28 protein-coding genes are annotated in these 26,642 nt (G+C 51.4%); 5 read left to right on the top strand and 23 right to left on the bottom strand.

The genetic code is table 11. The features are described 5' to 3' along the window. Positions 1-3 precede the first annotated feature (3 nt). The 9 genes from BM231_RS09680 to BM231_RS09720 form a co-directional block, all read right to left on the bottom strand. On the bottom strand, positions 4-738 hold the full coding sequence (locus BM231_RS09680; RefSeq protein WP_084403579.1) for a CpaD family pilus assembly protein: 735 nt from the start codon (positions 736-738) through the stop codon (positions 4-6). Positions 739-749: 11 nt separating this feature from the next. Continuing rightward, positions 750-2,201, bottom strand: coding sequence for a type II and III secretion system protein family protein (locus tag BM231_RS09685; RefSeq protein ID WP_093518859.1), 1,452 nt, complete (start codon positions 2,199-2,201; stop codon positions 750-752). Positions 2,202-2,211: 10 nt separating this feature from the next. After that, positions 2,212-2,991, bottom strand: a complete 780-nt coding sequence (cpaB, locus tag BM231_RS09690) for a Flp pilus assembly protein CpaB (RefSeq protein WP_093518861.1) — start codon at positions 2,989-2,991, stop codon at positions 2,212-2,214. A 230-nt stretch (positions 2,992-3,221) separates the two neighbouring features. Next, positions 3,222-3,734: an A24 family peptidase gene (locus BM231_RS09695; RefSeq protein ID WP_093518863.1), complete on the bottom strand. Its 513-nt coding sequence runs from the start codon at positions 3,732-3,734 to the stop codon at positions 3,222-3,224. 108 nt (positions 3,735-3,842) lie between these two features. Next, a complete protein-coding gene (locus BM231_RS09700) occupies positions 3,843-4,058 on the bottom strand; it encodes a hypothetical protein (RefSeq protein ID WP_093518865.1) in 216 nt (71 codons plus the stop codon). A 132-nt stretch (positions 4,059-4,190) separates the two neighbouring features. After that, positions 4,191-5,135: a 2-hydroxyacid dehydrogenase gene (locus BM231_RS09705; protein WP_208860244.1), complete on the bottom strand. Its 945-nt coding sequence runs from the start codon at positions 5,133-5,135 to the stop codon at positions 4,191-4,193. Positions 5,136-5,224: 89 nt separating this feature from the next. Beyond that, a complete protein-coding gene (locus BM231_RS09710; protein WP_093518869.1) occupies positions 5,225-6,223 on the bottom strand; it encodes a carbon-nitrogen hydrolase family protein in 999 nt (332 codons plus the stop codon). A gap of 255 nt (positions 6,224-6,478) precedes the next feature. Then, a complete protein-coding gene (locus tag BM231_RS09715) occupies positions 6,479-7,477 on the bottom strand; it encodes a carbon-nitrogen hydrolase family protein (RefSeq protein ID WP_093518871.1) in 999 nt (332 codons plus the stop codon). A 10-nt stretch (positions 7,478-7,487) separates the two neighbouring features. Next, positions 7,488-7,913, bottom strand: coding sequence for a VOC family protein (locus tag BM231_RS09720; protein WP_063295161.1), 426 nt, complete (start codon positions 7,911-7,913; stop codon positions 7,488-7,490). Positions 7,914-8,085: 172 nt separating this feature from the next. On the opposite strand from BM231_RS09720, the gene BM231_RS09725 reads away from it, so the two are divergent. Then, the gene (locus BM231_RS09725) at positions 8,086-9,003 is read left to right on the top strand and encodes a LysR substrate-binding domain-containing protein (RefSeq protein ID WP_093518873.1); all 918 of its coding nucleotides are present in this window, start codon (positions 8,086-8,088) and stop codon (positions 9,001-9,003) included. A 4-nt stretch (positions 9,004-9,007) separates the two neighbouring features. Here BM231_RS09725 and BM231_RS09730 read toward each other — a convergent pair whose 3' ends face one another. Next, positions 9,008-10,231, bottom strand: a complete 1,224-nt coding sequence (locus BM231_RS09730) for a DNA recombination protein RmuC (RefSeq protein WP_208860245.1) — start codon at positions 10,229-10,231, stop codon at positions 9,008-9,010. 232 nt (positions 10,232-10,463) lie between these two features. Between BM231_RS09730 and def the strand changes: the two genes are divergently transcribed. The 4 genes from def (at position 10,464) to truA (ending at position 13,647) form a co-directional block, all read left to right on the top strand. After that, the gene (gene def, locus BM231_RS09735; protein WP_093518877.1) at positions 10,464-10,991 is read left to right on the top strand and encodes a peptide deformylase; all 528 of its coding nucleotides are present in this window, start codon (positions 10,464-10,466) and stop codon (positions 10,989-10,991) included. Positions 10,992-11,130: 139 nt separating this feature from the next. After that, on the top strand, positions 11,131-12,069 hold the full coding sequence (gene fmt / locus BM231_RS09740; RefSeq protein ID WP_093519160.1) for a methionyl-tRNA formyltransferase: 939 nt from the start codon (positions 11,131-11,133) through the stop codon (positions 12,067-12,069). A 55-nt stretch (positions 12,070-12,124) separates the two neighbouring features. Next, positions 12,125-12,664 carry a GNAT family N-acetyltransferase gene (locus tag BM231_RS09745; protein WP_063309516.1) on the top strand — a complete coding sequence of 180 codons (540 nt, stop codon included), beginning with the start codon at positions 12,125-12,127 and terminating at the stop codon, positions 12,662-12,664. A gap of 152 nt (positions 12,665-12,816) precedes the next feature. Further along, positions 12,817-13,647: a tRNA pseudouridine(38-40) synthase TruA gene (gene truA, locus BM231_RS09750; protein ID WP_093518879.1), complete on the top strand. Its 831-nt coding sequence runs from the start codon at positions 12,817-12,819 to the stop codon at positions 13,645-13,647. 62 nt (positions 13,648-13,709) lie between these two features. On the opposite strand, the gene BM231_RS09755 is transcribed toward truA, so the two are convergent. The 13 genes from BM231_RS09755 to BM231_RS09815 form a co-directional block, all read right to left on the bottom strand. After that, entirely contained in the window at positions 13,710-14,528 is an 819-nt protein-coding gene (locus tag BM231_RS09755) for a DUF2189 domain-containing protein (RefSeq protein ID WP_093518881.1), read from the bottom strand. 94 nt (positions 14,529-14,622) lie between these two features. After that, positions 14,623-15,231, bottom strand: coding sequence for a hypothetical protein (locus BM231_RS09760; protein WP_093518883.1), 609 nt, complete (start codon positions 15,229-15,231; stop codon positions 14,623-14,625). 24 nt (positions 15,232-15,255) lie between these two features. After that, a complete protein-coding gene (gene dapE, locus BM231_RS09765) occupies positions 15,256-16,425 on the bottom strand; it encodes a succinyl-diaminopimelate desuccinylase (RefSeq protein WP_093518885.1) in 1,170 nt (389 codons plus the stop codon). 102 nt (positions 16,426-16,527) lie between these two features. After that, a complete protein-coding gene (locus BM231_RS09770; protein ID WP_093518887.1) occupies positions 16,528-16,971 on the bottom strand; it encodes a DUF805 domain-containing protein in 444 nt (147 codons plus the stop codon). A 250-nt stretch (positions 16,972-17,221) separates the two neighbouring features. Continuing rightward, positions 17,222-18,271 carry a histone deacetylase family protein gene (locus BM231_RS09775; RefSeq protein ID WP_093518889.1) on the bottom strand — a complete coding sequence of 350 codons (1,050 nt, stop codon included), beginning with the start codon at positions 18,269-18,271 and terminating at the stop codon, positions 17,222-17,224. A gap of 47 nt (positions 18,272-18,318) precedes the next feature. Then, a complete protein-coding gene (locus tag BM231_RS09780) occupies positions 18,319-19,311 on the bottom strand; it encodes an aldose epimerase family protein (protein ID WP_093518891.1) in 993 nt (330 codons plus the stop codon). Positions 19,312-19,453: 142 nt separating this feature from the next. Beyond that, positions 19,454-19,963, bottom strand: a complete 510-nt coding sequence (locus BM231_RS09785) for a retropepsin-like aspartic protease family protein (RefSeq protein WP_208860246.1) — start codon at positions 19,961-19,963, stop codon at positions 19,454-19,456. 182 nt (positions 19,964-20,145) lie between these two features. Further along, a complete protein-coding gene (locus tag BM231_RS09790; RefSeq protein WP_093518893.1) occupies positions 20,146-20,808 on the bottom strand; it encodes a phosphoribosylanthranilate isomerase in 663 nt (220 codons plus the stop codon). 171 nt (positions 20,809-20,979) lie between these two features. Continuing rightward, positions 20,980-21,609, bottom strand: coding sequence for a uracil phosphoribosyltransferase (gene upp, locus BM231_RS09795; protein ID WP_063309508.1), 630 nt, complete (start codon positions 21,607-21,609; stop codon positions 20,980-20,982). A gap of 127 nt (positions 21,610-21,736) precedes the next feature. Continuing rightward, entirely contained in the window at positions 21,737-22,972 is a 1,236-nt protein-coding gene (locus BM231_RS09800; protein ID WP_063309507.1) for a DUF1688 family protein, read from the bottom strand. A gap of 243 nt (positions 22,973-23,215) precedes the next feature. Next, positions 23,216-24,217, bottom strand: coding sequence for an adenosine deaminase (locus tag BM231_RS09805; protein ID WP_093518895.1), 1,002 nt, complete (start codon positions 24,215-24,217; stop codon positions 23,216-23,218). Between the two features lie 3 nt (positions 24,218-24,220). Next, positions 24,221-25,096 (bottom strand): phytanoyl-CoA dioxygenase family protein, encoded by an 876-nt coding sequence (locus tag BM231_RS09810; RefSeq protein ID WP_063291341.1) that lies wholly within the window; start codon positions 25,094-25,096, stop codon positions 24,221-24,223. 250 nt (positions 25,097-25,346) lie between these two features. Beyond that, the gene (locus BM231_RS09815) at positions 25,347-26,567 is read right to left on the bottom strand and encodes a phosphopentomutase (protein ID WP_063317513.1); all 1,221 of its coding nucleotides are present in this window, start codon (positions 26,565-26,567) and stop codon (positions 25,347-25,349) included. Positions 26,568-26,642 lie beyond the last annotated feature (75 nt).

Below are 26,642 nucleotides of genomic sequence, written 5' to 3' on the forward strand. Positions count from 1 at the left end.
CCACTAATTCTGTCCAATGGCTGAAATTGTTGCCCCGACGCCAGTTTTGTATTCGCCTGCTGTTACAGCACCCGAACGGTTGTTTGTCAGGATAACATTTGTCCTAGCTGGGTCGCCCGGCCCCAATGGGCGTGGACGCAATAGATCGTTTGGCTTATCGATCATTGCAGCTAAGTTTGCCTGAGTTGCACACCCAAAGTTGTAGTAATCTGCGTTTTGGTTATCGCCTAACATTGCATTGGGCCAATTGCCGCAATCACGAACAACGCCTTTAACACGCATAAATGAAAGCCGAACGGGAGCAGATGCAGCCATGTCCGATACCGCATAACTTCTCATGACAATATGATCGGCTGCTACTCCACCTTTTTTCAATGCAGTACGGATCTGCGGCGAGACTGCTCTCACGGCGGCCTCATTCCCGGAGCCTGATGGAACCAAAACCTCAACAAATCCATTTCCATCTATGCTTGCTTGCTGACCAAAAGCAGCAACAGCCGTTTTCATGGATCCGTTAATTTTGCGCATCTCCCCAGCTACGGGAATATCAAAATTTTCAGGCGCTTCTGTAATGACAATTGGATGCCTTTTTCTATAGTCAAAATCCACAATCGACTGCTGTTCGACATAGGATGGTTGCGACTGGCATGCCCCGAGCATGACAATAGTACTAAGCACGACAGAGGCTGCTTTCAACTTAGTGACACATTTGAAAGTGGGCGACAGCAGGGTACTCATTTCACTTGTCCTCACTCGTAAATGTAACCAATTTTGCCGTGATAACTTCCTTTCACAGGTGCATCTGTTGTCCTGTAAATACGGCTCAATTGATTTAAGAATATTGTAGACTGATCGCTTGGCGCTGCAAAATTTTCATCAGGGCGCACGATCTGAGAGCGTGCAATAGGCCTTACAACATAAGGCGTTACAAAGATCACAAGTTCAGTTTGGCGATTGATGTAATCACGGCTCTTAAACATTGTGCCAAGAATCGGGATATTCTTTAGTCCAGGTATCCCATCAATTTCTTGCCCATAATTATGCTTCAGAAGGCCTGCCATAACCAAAGTTCCTCCTGAGGGCAGTTCAAGTGTAGATTCAGCTCTACGTACTTTAAGTGCTGAAACTGAAATAGCGCCTGCAATACTTACAGCCCCTTCAGAACTCAATTCACTGACTTCAGTCCTTACACGAAGTTTGATCCGTCCTTCTGACAAAACGACAGGAGTGAAATCAAGTCCAACACCGAAAGGCTTGAACTCAAGACTAACTTTGTTGTCTTCATAAGCGACAGGGATAGGGAACTCGCCACCAGCCAGGAAGCTGGCGTTCTCACCGGAAACTGCAACTAATGTTGGTTCCGCCAGCGTTCTCATCACCCCCTCGCGCTCTAGCGCTTTAATTGTAGGATTGAGTGTTCCGCCATCAAACCCTAACTTTCCTGCTAGGGTGCCAGCATTCACAACAGAAGGGTTGATGTTATATGCAGGTGACGTGTTGAAACTTGCATCAAGTGCGCCGATTTTGAGTGAGCCCTGAAGGTTCACACCAAGTTGTTTGATCGTTGTGCGTTCAATTTCAGCTACTGTAACTTTGAGCTGGACTTGATCTTTCTCGGCGACGGCAATTGTGTTGACGATCTTTCTTTCATCGTTGCCTACAAACTTCAGCGCAATATCGTAGGCTTGTTGGGCTTCGAGGGCGGAGATTGCTGTTCCTGAGAGGACAACGCTTTGATTGACAACATCGGCATTGATCGCAGAATTCGGTAGCAATCGTTGGATGAGTTCCACCAGGCCTGACGGATCAGGTTGTACGCTCAGATTGAACGATGCCAGTTGGCGGCCACCATTGCCAAACAGAACTAGTGATGCCTGGCCAATTTTGTTTCCGAAGACAAATACGCGGGTTCTGGTGCGGACAACAGCATCTGCAATTTCTGGATTTGAGACGAGGACGTCACGGACTTCCTCGTTTGTGTTGAGCACGATAGATCTTCCCTCACCAACATTCAGCTGGCGAACTTTGCCACGGTGCTGAGAGGTGACTTCCACAGTCGCTTCGAAGTTACTCTGAGCGAATGCTATCTGCGGTCCGACTAAAACCAAGGCAAAGACCAGAAGGAACTGTAAGAGAGCTCCTTTGAAGCAGTCTTTATGCGGTAAACTTCTCGCCAGACTAATTTGTCGATGAAAAACCATAGTTTACCTACTAATTTCCGTTAACAGACTGGGAGGCAATCCCATACTTTACAAACTTCACACCACCTTTGACGCGCGGAGGCTGCTTCACACCGTCTTTGGAGTCTGCTGCGCTGCGCAATGAAAGTGAGAGAGTTCCCATCTGGGTTGCGCGAGCGATGGTTTCTGCCTCATGAGGGAAGAGTTCCAGTGTGGCTGTCTGGTCCGGAGACATTGCCTTCTCGCTGTTCTCAGAGGCCGTCGTGGTATCGATAGCGAGCACCTTGATATTCTCAAGGAGCGTTTCACTTATAACGCCATCATCACGTTTCTTGGCTTGCATGGTAACCAACACATCGACTTTGTCTCCGGGAAGGATGAAACCACCTGCGGTAGAGACTGCGTCAACAGGAACAGCAACGGCGCGTTTTCCTTTTGGGAGGATCGCTGCCAGGAAGCCTTTCTCCGTATCGATGAGACGCTCTGCGCGAATTGGTTCCCCGCCGAACATCGCTGCTTTGATGATCTGTCCCAAAAACTCGTTGTCTGCATTTGGACTTGAGCGGCGCAAGATTACACCGTCAGATACAGACTCTTCTGGCCACTTAGCCCAGGCTAAATCACCCTCTGTGAGCGAGGTGCCGACTTTGAGGTCCTGCGCTGCAACAAGAATTTCCAGTGACGGTATCTCTTGTTCCTGCACAACAATGGTTGGTGACTGCTCCCGGGAACCGGAAGACAGGTTCAACCATGCGGCCAACCCACCGGCGCTTAAAGCAATAATTAAAACTAGTAATCTGGAGGCCTTCATGTGGCACCCACCCTCTAAGAGATTTAGCTAAGCAGCATTCGTTAACCCTAATTTGAGCAAAAATTGTCAAGACATAGTTAACATTCCGTAACATCACTACATTTGTATTTTTTACTTATGTGCATAGAGTCAAATTAGTAATATGCATGAACAGCAATAGGTTAGCGCTAGTGAAAGCGCACTAGTTCAAAACATTAATACTTTACTAAGATGATTTGCTCGTGAAATGCTCAGAAAGTTGGAATTTGAGCAAACCAGAAGGTATTCGGGTACACCTGAATCCCTGCAATTGCGATTGCAATCCCGTATGGGACACCTGCTTTTCTGTCATGCAATCTTAAGAGCCATTCTTGCCCATGCATGAACTGCGGGAAGTACGGAACCTTGCGCAAGCCCAAGATAACAAGCGTTAATGCACAGCCATAAACGCTGGTCAGCAAAATGAAATCCAGCATGTTCATCGAAAGGCCGAGCCAAAGAGAGATTGCGGCGAGGAACTTCACATCTCCGCCGCCCATGACACCGAGCGCGAACAATCCAAAGCCGACAACCATCACACCGAAACCGAGTGCGAAGCTCATGCCGACCTGTTTCAAGGGCAGCTGCAATAAGAAGGCTAAACTGACAAAGGCAACGACAATAATCAGGTTGAGTTTGTTTGGAATCGTCATTGTGAAGAGATCAAAGAATGCAGCGATTGCAAGCAGCAATGGAAAAATGATCAATAGTCCATTTGCAATCATGTCGTGATCTCCCCCACAAATACCATGTCATGGTTTTGCAAGGGTAATTCCAAAGAAGGCCTTAACACCTGATATTTTTATCTCGTTAAAACTCATTTATTTACAAATTTAATTGTTTGGTTTCACGAGTTCCCACAATTGAAGATCTGGCTCGGCTGCATTGGACTGCGAAGTCGCATTCTCAGCAATAAAAGAGGAGTTGGTGAGCGTTGGCGCGGACACCATGGCAAGAATCGCCAGAGCAATGAGGCCGGATATGAGGCTGAATTCAATAGTCGCGCTGCCCAGATCTCGCTGGAACAAACCTCGGAGTATGGAGAGCATCAGGTCACAACTTAATTGTTATAGTTGTGTTTGATGCTACTCCTTGCAGCTAAACCTTAGATTGATCCGCGCATTCAACTTCTTCAGATATTTGGCACTCTAAACTAAGGTTTCATCAAGAATTTGATAAACCTAGTATCCAACATCAAGATCGACGAGGTTTTCGAGCGCGTCACCACGTTCAAAGCCCTTGATTTGCTGCGCAACATATTCTGAAAGAGCTTGCGGATCGCTCTCAGCTGCGACATGCGGTGTGATGATGCAGTTTTTCTGCTGCCAAAGTGGACTTGCTTCCACCAGAGGCTCGATTGCGAACACATCAAGGCTTGCCCCTTTGAGCTGACCGGATGTCAAAGCCGCATCGATCGCGGCTTCATCTTGTGTCGCTCCGCGTCCGGCGTTGATGTAGACAGGTCCGCCTAATGCGCCTGTATGAGGTAACATGGCCAATCGTTCTGCATTGACCAGCTTGTGCGTGGCAGGTGTGGAGGGCAACAGATTGACCAGAATGTCTGTGCGGTTCAAGAATGGTTCCAGTTTGTCTTCACCGGAGAAGCTCTCAATACCGGCTACATCTTTTGGAGTGCGAGACCAGCCGGCAACGTTGAAGCCCAGCGCTTTGAGTGCTTTTGCTGAATCTAAACCCAGCTCACCAAGCCCCAGAATACCAACGCGCACATCTTTTGCTGCCCATTGCCTGTGCCCATTCCAAACACCTGCTTCTTGCTGAGCCGCGTAAGTCAGGTGTTGACGATGGTGGAGTAATGTTTGGAAGACCACCCATTCAGTCATACGACTGGTGAGATCTGGATCAACAATCCGGACTAAGGGGAGCTTGGGGAGTTCTGGCAATGAGGTCAGATGATCGACGCCAGCCCCTAGCGAGAAGATTACTTTGAGGTTGGGCAGCGCGGAAAAGGCGGCAGGATCCGGCTTCCAAGCAAGGAGATACTCTGCTTTTTCGGGCTCAGCTACACCGCCATTCCAACCCTCGATCTTTCGATTGGGAAGAAGCGCCTGCAAACGGTCGATCCACTCAGGTTCGTTGAAGCTTTTGAGAGATAAGACCAGGTTCATGCAGCACTCCATTGTTGAGCGTATTCTTATTTGAGACCCAGCAGGTCTATCTGTTAAACACGCTGTAATATATCAATCTGGTTTTTGTTTTATTCAGAATCGACGAATTCAGCAAGCTGTTGGCGCTTACGGTCGACGACAAGACGGGTAACATCCGGTCGGCTGTAGTGACCGGTCGGGTCAAAGAGTTGGCGGTCAGCTCGCACCAAGGCGTGGTCCAGTTCTGCTGTGATCAAGAGTTCTTTGCCAACTTGTGGCGCCACCACCCAGGATCCATCTGGCGCAGCGATGCAAGATCCACCATCAGCAAGAAACTCACCGCTGTTTTCGAGAATTTCGGTTAATTCTGGCGTATCCTTTGGGAAATCCTCCGCACGCATCAGCCCTGAGACTGACAGCACGTAGCTTCTGCTTTCTTTGGCCACAAAACGTGTTGGATCCTCTGTGTTTCGCAGGCCACCCGGCCAGACGGCTACGTGCAGGTCTTCTCCTTGCGCATACAGAGCAACGCGTGACAATGGCATCCAGTTTTCAGCGCAATTCAGGCCACCAACCGTAAAGCGGCCCAACGGATGGACACGTAAGCCGTTGCCATCTCCCGGAGCCCAAGCCAGACGTTCTGCATAGCTTGGCTGCAATTTGCGATGCGCAGAACCGATCTCACCATTCTGGTCGATATAGACCAGCGTGCAATAAAGGCTGTGTCCGCTTCGGTTTGCAGCCCGCTCCATTACGCCGAGATAGACTGAAATACTGTGTTTTTGCGCCGCGGCGCAAAGTGCATCCAGATGACCGTCCTCAATCACCACGGCTTGATCAAGGCATTTGGCGTACATGGCCTTTTGCTTTGGGTCATTGAAGCGAGCACCGTCTGTGCGTTCTATCCAGAACGGATAGCCTGGAACCAGTGTCTCTCCAAACGCCACAAGCTGGCAGCCCTGTTTGCCAGCAAGCTCGACTGCATCAATCACTTTGTCCAAGGTCGCTTCACGCTTCAACCAGACTGGAGCGATCTGTGCGAGAGCGACTTTGATTTTGTCTGATGCGGACGGATTGTGAGATAAATGCGTTGCTTCCAAAATTTCCATGATTCAATACTCAGCTTGCAGATACGAAGATCACACTCGGGTTTGGCAGGGCTGCAAACAACAGTGTCCATCACTCAGGCAGTGAAACACGTCAACATCACCTGCTTTGAGATTCTATTGTTCCAGATCTTGATCTTACTATGAGGCAGGGGTGCCTGTAGCTGGCTGTTTCACTCAACTTTACTGAATTTTTTGAGAGACGAAACCTAAGCTAATCAAAACCCTGCCCCAATAAATCTGCCTGAGTACTTAATTTTATTCAGCGTCGATGAAATCCGCGAGTTGTTGGCGTTTTCGATCAACAACCAAACGGGTCACGTCTGGTCGGCTGTAATGGCCAGTTGGGTCAAAGTTCTGACGTTCGCCGCGCACCACGGCATGATCCAGTTCTGCTGTGATCAGAACTTCCTTACCAACTTGCGGCTCTACCACCCAAGATCCATCTGGTGCAGAGATACAGGAGCCGCCATTTGCGAGGAAGTCATCGCTGTTCTCAAGGATCTTTGCGAGCTCAAGCGTGTCTTCCGGAAAGTCTGTTGGGCGCATCAGGCCGGAGACTGAAATCACATAGCTTCTGCTCTCTTTGGCAACAAAGCGTGTTGTGTCTTCGGTATTGTGCAGCCCGCCCGGCCAAACTGCGACGTGCAGGTCCTCACCTTGCGCATAAAGAGCGGCACGGGACAGAGGCATCCAGTTTTCGAAGCAGTTAAGACCACCTACGGTGAAGCGGCCCAGCGGATGGACTCGTAAGCCATTGCCGTCGCCCGGCGCCCACGCAAGGCGCTCTTCGTAGGTTGGTTGGAGTTTGCGGTGTGAGGAGCCGATCTCACCATTCTGGTCGATGTAGACTAGCGAACAATAGAGACTATGACCGCTTCTGTTTGCAGCACGCTCCATGACACCGAGATACACAGCGATGCTATACTTTTTCGCAATCACGCAGATATCATCCAAGTGACCGTCTTCAATCACCACGCCCTGTTCAAGGTATTCCGCGTAAATTGCTTTTTGCTTCGGGTCGTTGAAACGTGCACCGTCAGTGCGTTCTATCCAGAACGGGTAGCCCGGGACCAGCGCTTCGCCGAAGGTGACAAGCTGGCAACCTTGTTTGCCTGCAAGTTCTACCGCATCAGCCACTTTTTTCAGTGTTTCATCGCGCTTCAGCCAGACCGGAGCGATCTGTGCGAGCGCAACTTTGATCTTGTCAGATGCGGCAGGGTTTTGTGTTGTATGTGTTGCTTCTAAAATTTCCATGGGGATCTACTCAGGTTGCGAAAATGTCAGAGTCACTGGCGAATGCCTTGAATTCGAGAGCATTGCCCGAGGGGTCTTTAATGAAAAAAGTTCCCTGCTCTCCCGGTTGCCCTTCGAACCTGATCTTAGGCTCCAACAACCATTCAATAGTTTCATGTGTTTTCAGTCGATCAGCAAGCATCTTCCATTCATCCATTGGCAAAACAACGCCGAAGTGAGGAATGGGCACAGCGTCGCCATCAACGACACCAGTGACTCCAAGGGGAAACTGTGTTTTTTCACGAAGGTGGGCGGACATCTGGTGTCCGAACAGGTCAAAATCGACCCACTTGCCTTCAAGTTCTCGGCCTTGCTTACACCCAAGCACGCCCATGTAGAACGTTTTGGTCTGTTCCAGATCATCAATCGGAAATGCCAGATGGAATGGACGCGCCATGTTCAGCCTCACCTTACTTGCAAATTAAAATCCGTATTCTGGTAGAAGCCCTGAAGGCCACTTACCTAGAATAGGCTCTATACCCAAAACTCATGCTGGAGTTGTTTTAAACTACGTAAAATCTCATAGATAGACCAATGACAGTCACATAGACATGAGTTAAACTCATAGTATGAGCCGACATAGTCTTTCGATCACTTCGCAGATCCTTTCCGTTCTTCCCGTTTTCGATGCAGCAGCGCGCCATGGGAGCTTTACCCGGGCGGCACGGGAGCTTGGCATCACGCAAGGGGCTGTGTCCCGCCGCATTCAGAATTTGGAAGAGCAGTTGGGACTGGTGCTGTTTTCGCGTCAGGGAAAAACGCTGGCACTTACTCAAGATGGGTTGCTGCTGAGCCAGAAAGCAAAGAATGCGTTGAAGCTGGTTGAGGATCTTGAGCATGAATTGAAGGGGTCTGTTTCAGGTCAGCTGCGTATCGGGACGCTACCCTCACTTGCCAATCTCTGGTTCATGGAGCGGATCAAAGGCTTTAAGCAGGCCTATCCCGCCATCAGCGTTGATCTTGTTACCATCCCGGCCGACTTTTCCGCCGGTCATAAAGATCCGGTGAACTGGGATCCTTCCAGTGTGGATGTGGCACTTACTGTTGGGCGTGGCAGTTGGCCTGCTCTGGAGAGCTTCCAGATTTGTGATGAAGAGATGGTTCTGGTCTGTCACCCAAGCCTGTTGGGGGATACCCAGCCGGAGAGCATAAAAGATCTTCTGGGTCTCCCCCGCCTCATTCATTCCACACGCCTGGGCAGTTGGGAATACTGGGCGGAGGCACACAAGCTTTCAAGCTACTTGCCCGGAGACACCTCCCTCTCCTTCGAGCATTTCTTCATGGTATTGGAGGCCGCGCGTCAGGGCCTTGGCCTTGCCTTGCTTCCCTCTCTGCTCATTGAGAAAGATCTGGCGGACGAGACACTGATCGAGCCAGTCCCTGCACGGCATATGACGGGGAACATCTATTACATTGTTGGGAGTTCAGCCGCCTGGAGGCGTCCGGCAGTGGCTGCCTTGCGTGATCATCTTCTACAGAGCGAATAGGCGCTTACCGCCGATCAAACTGAAAGGGCGATGGCAACTCATCTTCTGCAAGGTGTGTTGTTTGTGGGGCTTGTGATGCAGCTGAGGAGACGTGATCTGTTGCTTTGCCGCCCAATTGCATCTCATCAATCTTGCGAGCTCGATTTCCGATTTTGTCGCCTGAGATCATGATCTGATCCAGATCTTTGTTGGTCTGGGCAAAATGGGTTTGCAGTTTGGAGACACGCTCTGTCAGACGGCCAACATCCAGCAGGAGCTTGCCAACTTCAGCCTGAATGAGATGAGCCTGTTCACGCATGCGGGCATCGCGCAGCACAGATTGGATAACCTGCACAGCAAGGACAAGTAGAGACGGTGAGACGATGACCACGCGCAGGCGGTGGGCTTTTTGCGTCAGGTCTGGGAAGCCTTCGTGGATCTCAGCAAAGAGGCTCTCAGAGGGCACGAACATAAGCGCCGTGTCCTGTGTTTCTCCCGGGAGAAGGTATTTACCTGCAATGTCTTCGAGATGCTTGGAGATATCCTTTCGGAAGCGAGCGGCAGCTTCTTTCAAGTCCTGCTTGGTTTCTGCATCCTTGATGGCAGCGAAAGCTTCCAGAGGGAACTTGGCATCCACCACAAGCGGCGGTGCGCCAGTTGGCATATGGATCAGGCAGTCAGGTCGTGAGCGATTGGAGAGTGAGCTTTGAAACGAGAAGCTTGTTGGTGGCAATGCGTCATCAATGATTGCCTCCATTCGTCCTTGGCCAAATGCACCGCGGGTTTGTTTGTCATTCAAAACCATCTGCAGGTCAGTCACCTGCCCTGCCAGCTCACCCATGGTTTTATTCGCTTTGTCGAGCAGTGCCATGCGCTCCTGCAGGCCTGTCAAACTGGCATGGGTTTGGCGATGGGTTTCCAGAACAGACGCACCCAGCGTTTTGCCAAGACCATCAAGTCGATCATTCACCACACGCATCAGATCTGACTGACGAGAGCCAAAAACCTCTGCCATGGTTTGCATACGGCCTGTCATTTCTCCTTGAGAGCGGACCAGATCTGCCAGCGCGGCTTCTGTGTATTCTGCCCGCTTTTGCTCCAACACCGATGTACCACGCACTTTGTTCAGTTTTGCGCGCAGGCTCATGATCCAGATGAGCAGCAAAAGGAAAAAAAGGCCCCCACTGACTATGGTTGCCTGAATATATGAGAGGGTGAATGCACCGTATGTGAAGACTGTCTGTTCCATGAAACAAACATAGAACACTTTGCAACACCGCGATACCTCTCAGCTTTCTTGGATGCACTGCAACCCACATCCTTCAATTGATGGGGAGTATCCATTAATAGCCGCTAACCAAAAGCCTATAGTCAACGACTTGGCAAAGTTCTTATAAGAGGATATGAAGCCTAAACAACACTATCAGCTGGCCTCACGTTGAGCAGACAGCTTTGCAACGAGAACAACTTCAAAAGTAATTATGACGATTCGCGAGATAAAATTTGTCCCGGAAAACTGCCTTCGCGAGAAGTGCACTCCGATTGAAGACATCAACGACGAAATCAGAAAACTTGCCGACGACATGCTGGCGACCATGTATGACGCGCCGGGCATTGGCCTTGCAGCAAGTCAGATTGGCGTTTTGAAACGTATGTTCGTTCTTGATGTTGCAGAGCGCGAGAGCGAAGAAGACGATTCCGTTGAGAAACAGCCAATGGTGTTCATCAACCCAGAGATCACCTGGTCTTCTGAGGAGAAGAGCACTTATCAGGAGGGCTGCTTGTCCATTCCTGGTGTTTATGAGGATGTTGAGCGTCCAAGCGAAGTGCGCGTTTCCTTCCTTAACGTTGAAGGCGAGAAGCAGGAAATTGAAGCTGCCGGTTTGCTGGCAACCTGCATTCAGCATGAGCTGGACCATCTGAACGGTGTGCTGTTCATCGATTACCTGTCCCGACTGAAGCGTGACCGGATCGTGAAGAAGATGATCAAGCAGGCAAAACAAGCCTGATCATCCTGACATTGCGAGTGGATTAAGCGGCCTTCTTTGGAGAGCCGCTTTTTTTGTTGTTTTTTCCTTGTCCTTCCCTACCAGCTGACGCATTAAGTCTGGAATACAAGAATTACAGCCAAGCAGGTCAGCTATGTCATTGCGCGTCATCTTTATGGGTACTCCTGATTTCTCCGTTCCGACACTCTTTGAGATCGTCGGGCAAGGTTGGGATGTGGTCGCTTGTTACTCGCAGCCACCACGCAAAGCCGGACGCGGCATGGAGCTGAAAAAGACGCCTGTGCACGAAGCTGCTGAAAGCCTCGGTATTCCTGTTTTCACACCAACATCACTGAAGAGCGAAGAAGAGCAGGAACGGTTCCGCTCCTTTGAAGCGGATGTGGCTGTTGTGGTCGCTTATGGCTTGCTGCTGCCGAAAGCCATTCTGGACGGCACCGAGCACGGCTGTTTGAATGGCCATGCCTCGCTGCTTCCACGCTGGCGCGGTGCTGCGCCTATCAACCGTGCAATCATGGCTGGAGACAAAGCTTCCGGCATTCAGGTGATGCAGATGGAAGAAGGACTGGACACTGGGCCGGTCTGCATGTCTGAGACCGTCGCAATCACCCCGGACATGACAGCAGGCGAGCTGCATGACCGCCTGTCTGCTTTGGGCGGCGATTTGATGATGCGTGCACTTTCTGCTCTGTCTCGTGGTGGTCTTGGGTCTACACCTCAACCTGAAGAGGGCGTGACCTACGCCAAGAAGATCCAGAAAAGCGAAACACGCATCGACTGGTCATTGCCAGCTGAACAGGTGCACAACCACATTCGTGGCCTGTCTCCGTTCCCTGGCGCATGGTGTGAGATGGATTTGGGCGGCAAGAACCCTGAGCGCGTGAAAATCCTGCGCAGCAGCTTAGCTGATGGTTCTGGTGCAGCTGGTGAGGTTCTGGTTGTTGACGATACCACGCTGACGATTGCGTGCAGTTCTGGCGCGATCAAGCTGGTTCAGGTTCAACGAGCTGGTAAAAAGGCGATGTCTGCTGAGGAATTTTTACGTGGCTCTAAGCTTAGTGCCGGAGACATGGTTTCCTGACCCTGATTAATCATATAGGCTTTTCTTAAGAAACATCAGGAAACACGGAGGCATCATGGTTGAATTCCACCAGATTGGGGAGGATCAAGTTGGTCTCCGTACGCCTGAAAAGAAAGACGAGCCTGCCATTTTGTCTTTGCTCGTCAAAGCCTTTGGTCAGAGCAACGAAGGACGTCTGGTTGAGCGACTGCGTGCTTGTGGTGCGCTGGTTCTTGAGCGGATTGCGACGGATGATGATGGCAAATTGCTCGGCCACCTCGCGTTTTCTCGTGTGACGGGTACGGGAGAAGGACACCGCCTGAAAATCAGCTGTCTTGCACCAGTTTGCGTTGATCCCGCCTCTCAAAACAAGGGCGTAGGCACGAAGCTCATTCAGGAAGCTCTGGATGACTTACAAGGGCTGGGGGAAGATCTGGTTCTAGTGTTGGGATCTCCTGATTACTACTCCCGCTTTGGCTTTGACAGCGAGCTGGCAAAGAAGGTGCAAGGGCCGTATGCCGGGCCAATCTTCATGGCATTGCCTTTTACGCAGGCGGGGCGCGAAGACCTGCCGGTTGAGGTTACCTATGCAACTCCTTTCCGAGAGTTCGAATAGGTTCCTTTCAGGCTTACCGTCAGGTCTGGTCTTGCCCTTTCAAATCTGATAGTACAGCGCAAAATTTCAGAGATATCCTGCAGGCTCATGCCTGTCTCATGCCCTGCAAACTGGCTTACAGTCTGCTTGCCTAACCTTTGCAAAGAACAAGAATGCCGCGTTACAAAATTACCATTGATTATGACGGACGCCCTTTTGTTGGCTGGCAGCGTCAGGACAACGGGCCGACAGCCCAAGGTGTTATTGAGCGCGCAATCAAGTCTTTCACGGGCGAGACCGTCACCATTGGCGGAGCCGGACGCACGGATTCTGGTGTGCATGCGACTGGACAGGTGGCGCATCTGGATCTTGCAAAGGATTGGCCTGCAGAAACAGTGAAGAATGCGCTGAACTTTCATGCGCAACCGGACCCTGTTGCTATTCTGGCTTGCGAGAAGGCAGGCCTTGGTTTTGATGCCCGGTTTTCAGCAATCCGCCGCCATTACCGCTTTAAGATCGCGAACCGCCTGGAACCACTGACCCACGACCTTGGGCTGGCATGGCATGTGAAGCCTGAGCTGGATGCGGAGGCTATGAATGAGGCTGCTCAAGTGCTTCTGGGTCATCATGATTTCACAACCTTCCGCCATACGCGTTGTCAGGCGAAGAGCCCATGGAAGACGATGGAACGAATCTGCGTTTATCGTCAAGGATATCACGTGTTCCTTGAATGCAGTTCCCGATCTTTCCTTCACAATCAGGTTCGCTCCATGGTGGGGAGCCTACGCCTCGTAGGTGAAGGGCGCTGGACTAAGGACGATCTGAAGGCGGCACTCGAAGCCTGTGACAGGCAGGCGTGTGGACCTGTTGCCGTGCCTGAGGGGCTTTATCTTACGCAGGTCGATTATCGCACCCCAGAAGAAGATGAGGCGTCGTTCCTTACCTATCAAGATAGCTTGAAGAGCGTTGGTGCTGATGAAGCCCCAGCGGATGAAGAAGACTAGGTTTTCTTCAACCTGTTAGCTTAGTAGGAAACCGGAGGCCGTCCACCTCCGGTTACATAAGCTTACTTTTCTTCGAATGACACGACCCGTTTGTAAAGGTGCCACGTTGTGTGGCCGAGCACTGGCAATGTAACCAGTAAGCCGACAAACATAGGGATCATTGAAGCCATCAATATCGCCGTGATAAGCAATCCCCAGCCCACCATGATCACCGGACTTCCCGTCACCACCTTGAAGCTTGTGATCATTGCAGTCACGAAATCCACTTCCGTGTCCAGCAGCATCGGGAATGACACGACACTGACCGCGAACAACAGAATGGCGAAAAACGCTCCGACAAGGTGACCTGCGATCAAGAACAAGACACCGTCTGAAGTTTCAAAGATCGTCTGAGCGAATTGCAAGAATGTACCGTAACCCTGCATCCCCAAGAAAAGCGCGAGCAACAGGTGAACCTTAAACATCCATAGGAACTGGATGAAGATGACGACAAAGGCCATCCACGCAATCTCGCCGCGGCGTTGCTCCCACATCAACGTAAACAGGCCGCTCATGCGCGGTGTCTCGCCTGCCTGCAGTCGTCTGGAAACCTCATAGAGCCCCAAAGCTGCAAATGGTCCTAACAGCAGAAAGCCGCAGGCCAATGGGTAGCTGATGTAGCTCATGTCCACCCAGAACGAGAGCAGCGTGACCAGTACCCCTCCGACGACAAAGAAGGCGCCAAAGGTCAGACCAATAACAGGCGTCTTCACAAAGTCCAGAATTCCAAGCTTCAGGGAGCTTGTTATATCCTCCAGGGTAACCTGACGAACGATAGGCTTCGCCAGTTTATGCTGTGAGTTTTGCGCGCCCGTAGGCACAGTCAGATGATTGTCTGACATTCCGTCCCTCCCAATTTTCCTCCACGTCAAGTGTGCGCGGAAACTGGGATGAGCGCTACTGAAAATTTAAAGGGGCGGCGAAAAACAGGTTTAGCTAGGCAAACAGGCGAGTAAAAGAGGCGCTGATCAGGATGGAAAGCACCAGATCCAGAACCACTAGTCCGATTGAGATTGAGAAGCTGCAACCACCTGCCACACGTGCAATCTGGAACCTGTACCACAGCACCCATCCGATGATCGGGAAGGTCAACATAACCAGCAGCTCCGATGGAATAATCCCAGCCATATAAAGCAGATACAGAACCGTCTGCGGGAGCAGGATAATGAGTGTGCTCCAGTTGCGAACGATGATGTATGGACCGTAGTTGCGTTTCAGCCCCAACGACCCAGCGAGAAACCCGACAAAGATAGGGAATGTAATCCAGTCAACAAAAAGGGAAAGGAACTTGCCGAGATAGAGTTGGAAACCACCAACAGCCAACTCAGCGTTCTCTTGCCCTTGCATCGCGAAGTGCTCCACCATCAATGCATGTTCTGCAATCAGGCTTAGCAGATAAAACGGAAGCAGGAGGAAGATGACCAGAAAGGAGCGCCAGAAGCCATCAGCAGACAAATCAAACTGCTGTAACGCTTCTGTCTCACCCCTCATGATCCTCCAGGATGCAATGCAGGACTGGCGAATTTCCTGTGTGCCAAGAACCATCACAACACCCTGTTCCTTATTAGCTTAAGCCTGAAAGTAATCTTGCAGGAAGCGGAGGTAAATGTCTGCAAGCTGCTCAATGTCAGCTACAGCAACGTGTTCATCAACCTTGTGCATGGTCTGGCCGACAAGGCCGAACTCGACTACAGCACAGTAATTCTTGATGAAGCGTGCATCTGAGGTTCCGCCGCCGGTGGACAGCTCAGGTGTGCGACCAGTAACCGTCTTGATGGAATTGGACAGGGTCTGGATCAACGCTTCATCGTGGGTCAGGAAGCTGTCGGTGGCTTCTCTGGCGAACTCAATACTCCAGTCTAGACCTTCCGGTGCAGCATCGTTCAGAAGCTTCTCAATGTGCTGGCTCAGAGAGCTGACGGACCACTGATCGTTGAAGCGAATGTTGAATTTCGCCATGACGTGGGCTGGAATGACGTTGGTCGCGGTGTTGCCAACGTCAACCGTGGTGATTTCCAGATTGGATGGCTGGAACCGCTCGTTGCCTTGGTCCAGCTCGACCTCAGCAACCGTACTCAGAAGTTTGAGCATGCCCGGGACTGGATTGTCCGCAAGGTGCTGATAGGCAACATGGCCTTGGGTTCCGTTGACTTTGACCGTGCCTGTCAGAGATCCGCGGCGGCCAACTTTGATGGCATCGCCCAGTGCATCCGGGTTGGTTGGTTCGCCAACGATACAAGCGTCAAAGACGTGACCCTGTTCTTTAGCCCATTCCAGAAGCTTCACGGTGCCATTGATGGCTGGGCCTTCTTCATCCCCTGTGATCAGGAATGAGATCTGTCCCGGAATGCCATTTGGATGCGCCTTGACGTAATCAATTGCAGCGGCGGCAAAGGCAGCAACGCCGCCCTTCATATCTGCGGTTCCGCGACCGTGAAGCATGCCATCAGCGATGGTGCCGTCAAACGGGCCGTGGGTCCAGGCTGCTTCATCTCCAACTGGCACAACATCAGTGTGGCCTGCAAACACAAAGTGTGGTTTGCCGGAACCGATGGTTGCGAACAGGTTCTCGATGTTGGGTGTGTTCTCGTCGGAGAACATCACACGGGAGACGTCGAAACCGGCATCAGCGAGCAGCTTTTCGAGCGTGGTGAGGGCACCACCTTCAGCTGGTGTGACACTTGGACAGCGGATTAGGTCGCGGCAGATCTGTACCGCAGGAGAAAGCGTATCAGTCATGCTTCGAGATTTAGCTGTGCTGCGCCTGATGGTCAATCACGAGTTGCCAGCACTTCGTGATTTTCACTGGCACATAGCAACGCAAAATCTCAACATAAACGCTTATTTTTTACGTTGGAATGGGCGAGTGTTGGATGCTGGACCGTATTTATTCGGGCCTTCCTGGCTCTTTAGGAAACCAACGATGATTGGCACCAGAAGGTTCAGGAATGGCAAGAAGAGTGTCAGCGCGACGAAGCCAGTGACACCGCGGTCCTGTAGCCGTTTGATCACCAGCATAAACACCATGAAGTTTGCAACAAGCAGCAGCGGATACAGCAACGGATTCGTGGTCAGCAGATCACTGTAGGCCTGCGCCAATGTGAGATCTGATGTTCCGTTATCGATATAGGTGTCGGCAAGCGAACTTGTGGCGACGTTTACTGCGATGGATAGAATACAGAAGATCAGTGCTGTTGCCAGCCAGTAGACGCCTTTGGAGATGCGTCCAAACGGATTACAAAATAACCACAGAAGGCTTGTTTTTCTTAGACTTTGCTCTGGCATTCTTTGATCACTTAAAGTGGCCGCCTTTCGTCAAACTGGCTGTGCCGCTTTAATCCCTCGTGGTCTTGCGTGTTGTTATCCGTAAACCGTTCCCCACCTTACGGGTATACGCTTTAAGAAATTTCAGTTCGCAAGGATGTACGCATATTGTGGTCCGCTTTCAAGAGGGGCAATGCGGCAAGACACAAGTGGCGGGAAAGTTCTTTCCCCGTCACCACATAAAACACAGCATTTGGAGCGGGTTAGGCGGTCAGGAGCCAACCTTCACAGTATCGAGATATCCGCTCAGCGCTTTGGTGCAGTTGACGCCCAAGTCCCCAACCGCGTATCCGCCTTCCATCACAAACATGGTCGGCTTGCCTAGTTTGGCAATGCGTGCGCCGATTTTTGCGAAATCATCCGTCTTCAGCTTGAACTGAGAAATCGGGTCATTCTCGTAAGGATCCATGCCCAAAGAGATTATGATGACATCAGGCGCAAACTTCTCGATGGAGCGGCAGGCGTCTTCCATTGCCTCCTCCCACTGAGCCCACGCAGTACCGTGTGGCAGAGGATAATTGTGATTGTATCCTGCGCCCTCTTTCAAGCCGCGTTCATTTGCGTGGCCGAGGTAATATGGAAACTCAACCTTTGGGTCTGCATGGATGGACAGAAATTGCACGTCAGCGCGGTCATAGAAGATTGCCTGAGTGCCGTTGCCATGATGATAGTCCACGTCAAAGATCGCCACCTTACCAACGCCCTGATCGCGCAGATATTGGGCGGCAATTGCTGCGTTGTTCAGGAAGCAATATCCACCATAGAGGCGGCGGTGTGCGTGGTGGCCCGGAGGACGGCACAGCGCGAAGGCAGCGTTGTCGCCTGACAGGATCAGTTCTGCCCCTGTCAGAGCGGTTTCTGCACTTTTGCGCGCTGCAACCCATGTGTGTTGGCCCATGGGAGAGCCTGCATCGAACGAATAGAAACCAAGTTTTCCGTCGATGTGATCCGGCACAATGTCGTGCCTAAGACCATGCACGGGCCAGACGAACGGGAAGACCTCTTCTACTGTGCGCCCTTCAGCCAGCCAAAGCTTCCAGAAATCCTGCAGGAAGGTGACATAATCCGCATCATGCACCTTGAGGATTGGGTCCAGAGAAAACTCGTTTGGTGTAAGCACCTCACCGAACTGCGCTTTTTTTAGATGCGCAAGAACAATTTCGGCACGAGACGGGATTTCATTGGCAGGAACCAACTTCCCATCAGAGATTTCTTTGGTCGGGGCATGCAACAGCTGATCAGGCGAGAAAATGGTCTTCACTGTTATCGTCCTTTACAACAACTGATGTGCTGTCTCTCCTTTGCACATCAGATGAAACGGTACTCGGTTACTTGTAGATAGTGCTCAGTGGGTTGAAGCGTGGAACACGCAAATTCTTCATGGTTCGGGCTGTCCGGCCAGCATTGAGGCTCCAGGCACAGGCCTGCTCTTGGGCCATACATCTTGCCATCAAAGCCCGGGACCGGGGTATTGAGGGAGCTGCCGTCGTAGAACTGGATGCCCGGTTCGGTTGACCAGACTTCCATCTTGAGCTCGGTCTCTGGCTCAAACACTACAGCGGATAGCTCGGGCTTCTTCAGGCGAAACTGTCTGAGGCAGAAATTGTTGTCGAAGCGAGAATCTTGCGCATCGGCGATCTCACGCATCTCACGGAAATCAAAGGGCGTTCCTGCAACATCAACGATCTCACCGGTTGGGATCAGCTGATCAGAAACAGGGAGGTAAGAGCGTGCCGGGATCATGATCTGATGCTTAGTGACATCCTCATGGTCTCCCAGATTGAAGTAGCTGTGGTGCGCTGGGTTCAGAAGGGTTGGCTTGTCTGTAGTGCCAGAAAACTCAATGCGCAGGGTATCATCTTTGGTCAGCGTATAGCGGCAGGTGATTTGAACGGTGCCAGGATATCCCTCTTCTCCATCCGGAGATTCCAAAGAGAGGAGAACGCTGTCTTCGCTGGCTTCCTCAATGGTCCAAATTCGATGGGCAAAGCCTGTGTGTCCGCCGTGTAGGTGGTGCCGTCCGCCTTCGTTCACCGTCAGCTGGAACTCTTCAGAACCAATTGAAAAACAACCGTTTGCAATGCGGTTGGCGCAGCGGCCTGCAGTCGCGCCCATGTGGGGGGAGTGAAGTTCGTAGTCACGCAGATTATCAAAGCCGAGTGTAAGGTCGCGATCTCCCAGTTGCAGTCTGCGAACTGTGGCGCCGTAGGTGAGGATGCTTGCGGTAAGGTTGCCGCCATGCAGTGTCACTTCTTTGACAATTTCCCGGTTTTCCAGTTCACCGAAATCACGAATAGCCACTGCTTTCCCTTTCCATTGCAGACCTGCCTCCCCTCAGGTCATTCATTCCATACCAACCTCCTATGAAACGAGAATTAGTACAAGCAAGACAAAAGGATACCGCCAGTCTAAGAGCAGTAGAAAGCAGGGTTTATTTTTTTGCTTATCTTGGCGCGATCACCAGCTCTTTGTTTCCGAGCGTGATTTTGCCAAGCCTGTTCAACGCAGACATCCCTAAAAGCACCTGCGAGAGCGCTTCATCTTTAAGGATAAGACTTTTAACGTTGCGTATATGAATTGAGCCCAAATAGAGATTTGAAATTGAGGCTGATACCCCCGACGTGATGCCGTTTGCTGTGCGCACTTCGACGGTGAAATCTTCGTTGCGCACCCTTATGCCAGCCTTACGGGCGATGCTGTAAGGTATGGCGAGCAGACTTGCACCCGTATCGATCAGGGCTGGTGTCTTATGACCATTGATTTTGATTGTTGCCATGAAGTGGCCATTGGGAGACTTGCGAATTCTGGTGATGCGTTTTGAGGTTTTCTGAGGCTCATTTGCGGATTGAGATTCGTGCACCTCAACGACGCCCAGCAAGCGCTCCTCGAGCACCTTGGGCACGATCAACGCGACACAAATGACGACAACCATGACCCAGATATAACGTTGCACGCGCGCCCCCACATCTTCTGGACAGCACAACATCACAGTGCGCAAACTGACGAAAGCAGAATGCCTTTACCTTGGATCGCTCGGTGTATTGCCCATTACTTTTCATAGGTATACAGCCGAGGCCAAGAAAAAGGCAAGAATTCTAATTAAAAACCGAGGTTTTCCGGAGGCGGCAGTTGGACTCAGGTGCAAGAAATAGCGGCCGCAAACTCGGTGAGCTTAGATGAGTTGAGACGACCATTCACACGCACGCCGCTGCAAACATCTACGCCGTAGGGTTTTACAGTCTCAATTGCCTCGATGATGTTCTGAGGGGTCAGCCCACCTGCAAGGAATACCGGAATGTCGAGTTTCTCGACAATATGGCGGCTCAAATCCCAGTTGTGCGTTCGGCCTGTTCCGCCGAGTTCATTTTCTGAAGGGCGGCCAGAATCGAGCAGAACCGCATCTGCAACGCGGCTATATTCCTGTGCAATTTCAAAGGAATACTCATCCTCAACATGAACAACTTGCACGATGCGTGTGCTGGCTGGCAGGTCCAGACGCAGTTCCTGATATTCACCCGGATCAATTGGTTTGACAATTTGAACCGTGTTTGTGCCGCAGGTGAGCACATGTTCGACGATATCTTTAGCAGTGGTGCGAGATGTGAGGAGCCAGGTTGCAACAGCGGGGGGGATTTGCCGGGCGATGTTGAGAATGAGGTCATCTTCAATCACACCGGGGCCGGACGGCATGTGGGCAACAAGGCCGACAGCATCGGCGCCACAAGCAACAGCGGTGGCTGCTTCGCCCGATGTTGAAATACAGCAAACCTTCAAACGGGTACGAGCTTTATTAGGCATTCCATCATCCCCTTGCGCGCATGACCTTACAACACGGTCTACACCTCATAAAAGACGAATACACAGTTTTGATGTGCGTATCGTCTCCGGTATTTCTGTCTGTATTTCTTGAGGATGCCTCCAAGAAAAAAGCGCCAGACCTGATGCCTGACGCTTCTAAACCAAGAAAGTTTATTTTGTACCGTACATCCGGTCACCAGCATCACCGAGACCCGGGATGATGTAGCCCTTTTCGTTGAGCTTTTCATCGATGGACGCGGTGTAGATTGGCACGTCAGGATGCGCTTCGTTGAAGCGTGCAACACCTTCAGGAGCAGCCAGCAAGCAAACGAACACCATGTTGTTTGCGCCGCGCTTCTTCAAGCGGTCTACAGCAGAGATTGCGGAGTTTGCAGTTGCCAGCATTGGATCAACAACGATCACCAGACGCTCGTCCAGCTCCTGAGGCGCTTTGAAGTAGTATTCAACGGCTTCAAGGGTCTTAGGATCGCGGTAGAGACCGATATGTGCAACACGAGCGGATGGGATCAGCTCAAGCATGCCTTCCAGCAGGCCGTTACCAGCGCGCAGGATAGAGGCGAAGCAAAGCTTTTTACCAGCCAGAACCGGTGCATCCATTTCAGCGACAGGTGTCTCGATGGACTGAGTGGTCATCTTCAGGTCGCGTGTTACTTCATAGCACAGCAACAAAGAGATTTCGCGCAGCAAGCGGCGGAAGTCCTGCGTCGGGGTTGTTTTTCTCCGCATGTGGGTCAGCTTATGCTGGACAAGCGGGTGTGCGATTACGGTTGCGCCGGACATCGTGTTCCTCTTTTTCAACCCAGTCGGGTCTTTTATATGCAGCTGCCTTTTGTCAGCATGTACATGGCAGTGCGTGTCTTAGTTAGGCACCTGATAGTTTCGGGTGCAATTGACGAAAGGTTATAGATCAAAAAACGGTTCCATCACTGATAATCATCAGGGGTGGAGATCCATCACCTCGTTTTTCAAGGGCAATTTGTCGTCCTGCAGCCCAAGACCCACCTTCCAGCACACATGCCAGTGGAAGCTGGTCCCGGGAGACAGACAAATCTGCCCGAATCCAATCCGCGAGCTTATCGAGAAGAGCGATCGTGAGCGCTCTCCATTCAACAACCAGCTCGCTGCTTACTTCGTGTTTGTTCAGGGACTGTTTCGGATCTTTCAGGCGCAGCACGCCCGTGTCCAAAAACAATCCGCCGTTGCGATACTCAGCAAGGCCAGTCAAACCATCAATGTTTGCCATCTCAATACCAGCCCACGACAGAGGTTCAACTAAAGAATAAGCAATCCATTGAGAAAGTTTGTGAAGAGGGACAAGATTGGTGGTTTTGTCCTGAGTTGTGACCTTGGAATGGCGCCATGTATCCCCGAGGATCACACCGTCAATCTGCTCACGGTTGGGCCAGATCGGCCCTAACCCATCCAGAACCAGTTCCAGAATACGTTCTGCATCCAGAGGGCCTTTTTGACCCTCCTCATAGAGGATATCAAAGAGACCGCCCGGGCGTGGTTCATCTTCTTTGCCAAACAGATCGTCACGAAGGGAAACGGCCTCTCCCAGACGGTTTAGCAAAGACAGTCGTCCATCCAGCCCAATGAGCTGGTTCTTCTCTGTGATTTGCAGGCCTTCTGCCAGTTCATCTTTATCCAGACGGAACAAGGTGATGGCGTCTGCTCTGAGTGGGTCCAGCGGTTCGTGAGAGAAGAAACCAGCCGAGAACATGGCCAGTGAGCCAATCGCCAGTCCTTCAGAATGTTTGAAGGTTTCGTTGGTGATTGCTTCGCGATACGTCCAGTGCTCACCAGCGGCAGCATCCAGCAGCGCAGAAACAATGGCCAGATCGCAGGCTGCACGGCCCATGCCCTGCACATCAGAAAAGCGTCGTGCACCAGCCAGCATGCCCCAGCGGTCTATGCCACCGGTCTCAAACTGGCGCCAGCGGGCATGAAACGGAATTTGCCGATCTGGATAGGTGTTGTCGGTCGCAGCGAGTGTTCTGCGGGCAGCTTCTGCAAGGTGAGACAGATCAACAGCAAAATGCTCAAGTTCGCCCTGCAATCCCAGCTCCAAAAGCATATGTGAGCGTTCACGGACTGCTTTTGCGTTGAGCAAGGACAAAGCCTGCGATGCTTGCATCTCCATCTTCGTCGGTTCCTATCGTTTTGCCTGGTGAGGCCTGTAAAGCACTCGTATTTCTGGTTTGCCGGAATCGGCCTTATGCAACGTCTGCCCCGAAGCTTAAAATGCCCCAGTGATCTACGCTATAAAGCCCGCACCTTTTTATGAAGGTACGGGCTTTTTGCAATCTATGCTCTGAGGTTTTGAGCATAAGAAACCCGGCTATGCCAGTTTTCCTGCTTATGCACACTCAACTCAAGCAAAAACTCATGCTTCTTCAGTTAAAGTGTCCAAACGCTTTAGAAGAACAGCACGGGTTTCCTCATCAACAAACGCTGCTTCCAGCGCATTCTTTGTGATGGATTTCTGGATGTCACGCGTCCAGCCAAACACACGAGATGTTTCAACATACTCGTGGCCAAGCGTTGTGTGGAAGAATGGCGGATCATCGGAGTTGAGAGTGATACGCACACCTGCCTGACGCAGCATGTTTACCGGATGGAAGCGCAGGTTTGAGTAGACACCGAGCGCAATGTTGGAATGCGGGCATACCTCAAGGGTGATTTCCTCATCCACAAGACGCTGAACCAGTGCGTCGTCTTCGACTGCACGCACACCATGACCAACACGGGTGATCTTCAGGTAGTCCAATGCATCACGCACGCTTTCAGCACCGCCGAACTCACCAGCATGGGCTGTGAGGCCGAGACCAGCTTCACGGGCCATAGCAAAGGCTTTTTCGAAGTCCTTTGCCGGGCCGATGCGCTCGTCACCTGCCAGACCGAAACCCGTCACCATTGGGTGTGGATTGTCGATGACGGCCTTGACTGCACCTTCAACGGACTCAGCGCCTTCATGACGCACGCCGAGTGGAACCAGACGGCCTTCGATGCCTGTGTCTGCTTTCGCGCGTTCCAGACCAGCTATGAGGCCTTCCAGATAGGAGTTGTAGCTCAGGCCTGCTTTGATTGCATGATCTGGAGAGATAAACACTTCCGCATAGATCACGCCTTCAGCTGCCAGCATTTTGTAGTAGGTTTCAGTCAGTTCTGCATAATCGCCCGGACGGCGAAACAGAGAGGCTGCAACATCGTACTGCTGAATAAAGGTGGTAAAGTCATGCCAGCTGTAGGCTCCGTTGGTGTCGAACAGATCACCCAGATCTACATCATAGCGTTGAGCCAGCTTTCTTACGAGCGTTGGAGGTGCTGCACCTTCAATGTGGCAGTGCAGTTCGGCACGTGGCACCACGTTCTGCTTTGGTCTCATTTCTTAAAATCCGTGCATTGGCTTGTCTTTAGCCCGAACAATCCAGTTGTCATCCGACCATTTAGCAGTTCCGTCTACCATATGCACTGCATAGGCATGGCGGGACTTATCAGAGCGGTTCGGAGCAGATTTGTGCGGCACAAGTCCATGAAGGATAACAAGCGTCCCTTTCGGGGCAACAAGTGGCGCCGCATCATCTGCAGATTTTTCGAGTGGGGTTTCGTCTAGGGTCTCCATCACAAGGCCCTCGCCGTTGTAATGGAAGCGTTTGCGAAGCGGTCCTTGGTGACCACCTGGAACGCCATACAAACCACCGTTGGTTTCATCCGCATCTTCCAAAGCGAACCAGAAGCCTGTGCAGGTCAACGGCGCTGTGTGGAGGAATGTGGAGTCCTGATGGTTGTTTACTTCTCCGCCGATGTGAGGCGGTTTGAAGATGTACATGGACTGAGCAAGCAATGGCTCTGTCAGTCCGATATCTTTGGCAACACGTTCCATTTTCGGGGAACGTGAAAACTGTTCAAACACAGGGTCATAGTCATGCAGGGCATGGCCAACTTTGTTCAGTGCCTGATGTTTGTCTTTGGTCAGAGCACCATTTTCGTCAAATGCTTCTGCCTCGAAGAAGAAACGGATTTTATCACCGCTTTCACGGAAATAAGCGTCCTTCGCATGCGTCTGCGCATTGGTTTCGAACACGGACGCGACTGTTGACGGGTCAAACTCGTCAATCAGGTGAGCCATGCGTGCTTTCAACTGATCGCACTCTTCCGGCGATGCAAATCCTTCAAGAACGAGGAAGCCATCCTCTTCGAACGCCTGTTTCATCTCAGGCGTTAAGCTTCCATCTTGCTGTGCAGTAAACGTACGAGCCTGCATGTTGCATTCCCCTCTCATGTAACACGACGGATGCCTCTCCCTGCATCCTCAGAGCATGCCGCGTTCATTTACATTCACGCATCATGCTCCAACATTTTTATTGGAGTGAATTCTCGTCGTTTGATTGTGTCCAAACAAACGGAACGCACTCTAACAATTGCAAATCATAGGCAATTCAGAAATATATCGCGGTACACTAAACCGGGCAAACAATGCTTGCCCGGCTTATTTTCAAAATTTCCTACTGGATCTACAGAAAACTATTTCCGTTTTCGCCAGCTGAAATTCCAAGATGTTTGGCAACAGACTCGCCCATATCAGCGAAAGTCGGGCGTTTTCCGATGTTGGAACCCTTCTCGCCTTTCACCAGAGCCAGTACAGGAACATGCTCACGTGTATGATCTGTGCCTTTCCAGGTTGGGTCACAACCATGGTCGGCAGTCAGAATGAGCAGGTCGCCGTCGTTCATCTTTTCGATCATCTCTGGCAGACGCTTATCGAAGTGCTCCAGAGCTGCGGCATAACCTGGCACGTCACGGCGGTGGCCGTAGAGCATGTCGAAGTCAACAAAGTTGGAGAACACGAGGTCTCCGTCTTTCGCCAGATCCATTGCTTCCAAAGTGCGGTCAAAGAGCTGATCGTTGCCAGCACCCTTCAGCAGTTTGGTGATGCCTTGTGCTGCGTAGATGTCGGAGATCTTGCCGACTGCAATCACCTGACGGCCAGCATCTTCCAGACGATCCAGAACAGTTGGAGCCGGTGGCAGAACAGAGTAGTCGCGACGGTTTGAAGTCCGCTCGAAGCCAGCCTCAGCAGAACCCTCAAACGGGCGGGCAATCACACGACCGATGTTGTATTCGTCTACCAGCGTGCGGCACTTCACGCAGAGATCCAGCAGGCGCTCAAGGCCAAAGCTCTCTTCGTGTGCAGCAATCTGAAGAACACTGTCAGCAGAGGTGTAGATGATTGGCTTGCCAGTTTTGACGTGCTCTTCACCGAATTCCTCGATGACAACAGTACCAGAACCGTGTGTCAGACACAGAACGCCCGGCAGTTCACCAACTTCAATGATCTTTTCGATCAGCTCAGCAGGGAATGACGGGTTTTCATCCGGGAAGTAACCCCAGTCGAATGTGACTGGTACGCCAGCAATTTCCCAGTGACCAGATGGTGTGTCTTTACCGTTGGAAACTTCAGCAGCAAAACCCCAATGGGATTCTGGCGTGCCGGAGAAGTCCAAGCCTTTAATGTCTTTACCGGTGGATGCACGAGCGGCAGCACCCAGTCCAAGACGATCCATGTTTGGCAAGGAGAGAGGACCGCTGCGCAGACCTTCTTTATCGCCTTTACCTTCTGCACATGCATCGGCAATGTGACCGAGGGTGTCGGAGCCGACATCGCCAAACTTGTCAGCGTCGTCGGCTGCGCCGATACCGAAGCTGTCGAGTACACACATAATTGCGCGTGGCATTCGCGTTTCCTTAGTTTTTGGAGGACAGCTCTCAATCAGATAATTGTCTGCTCAAAAGAGGTGAGAGGCTGTCCT

The organism is Pseudovibrio ascidiaceicola, from assembly GCF_900114245.1.
GTDB classification, from domain to species: Bacteria; Pseudomonadota; Alphaproteobacteria; order Rhizobiales; family Stappiaceae; genus Pseudovibrio; species Pseudovibrio ascidiaceicola.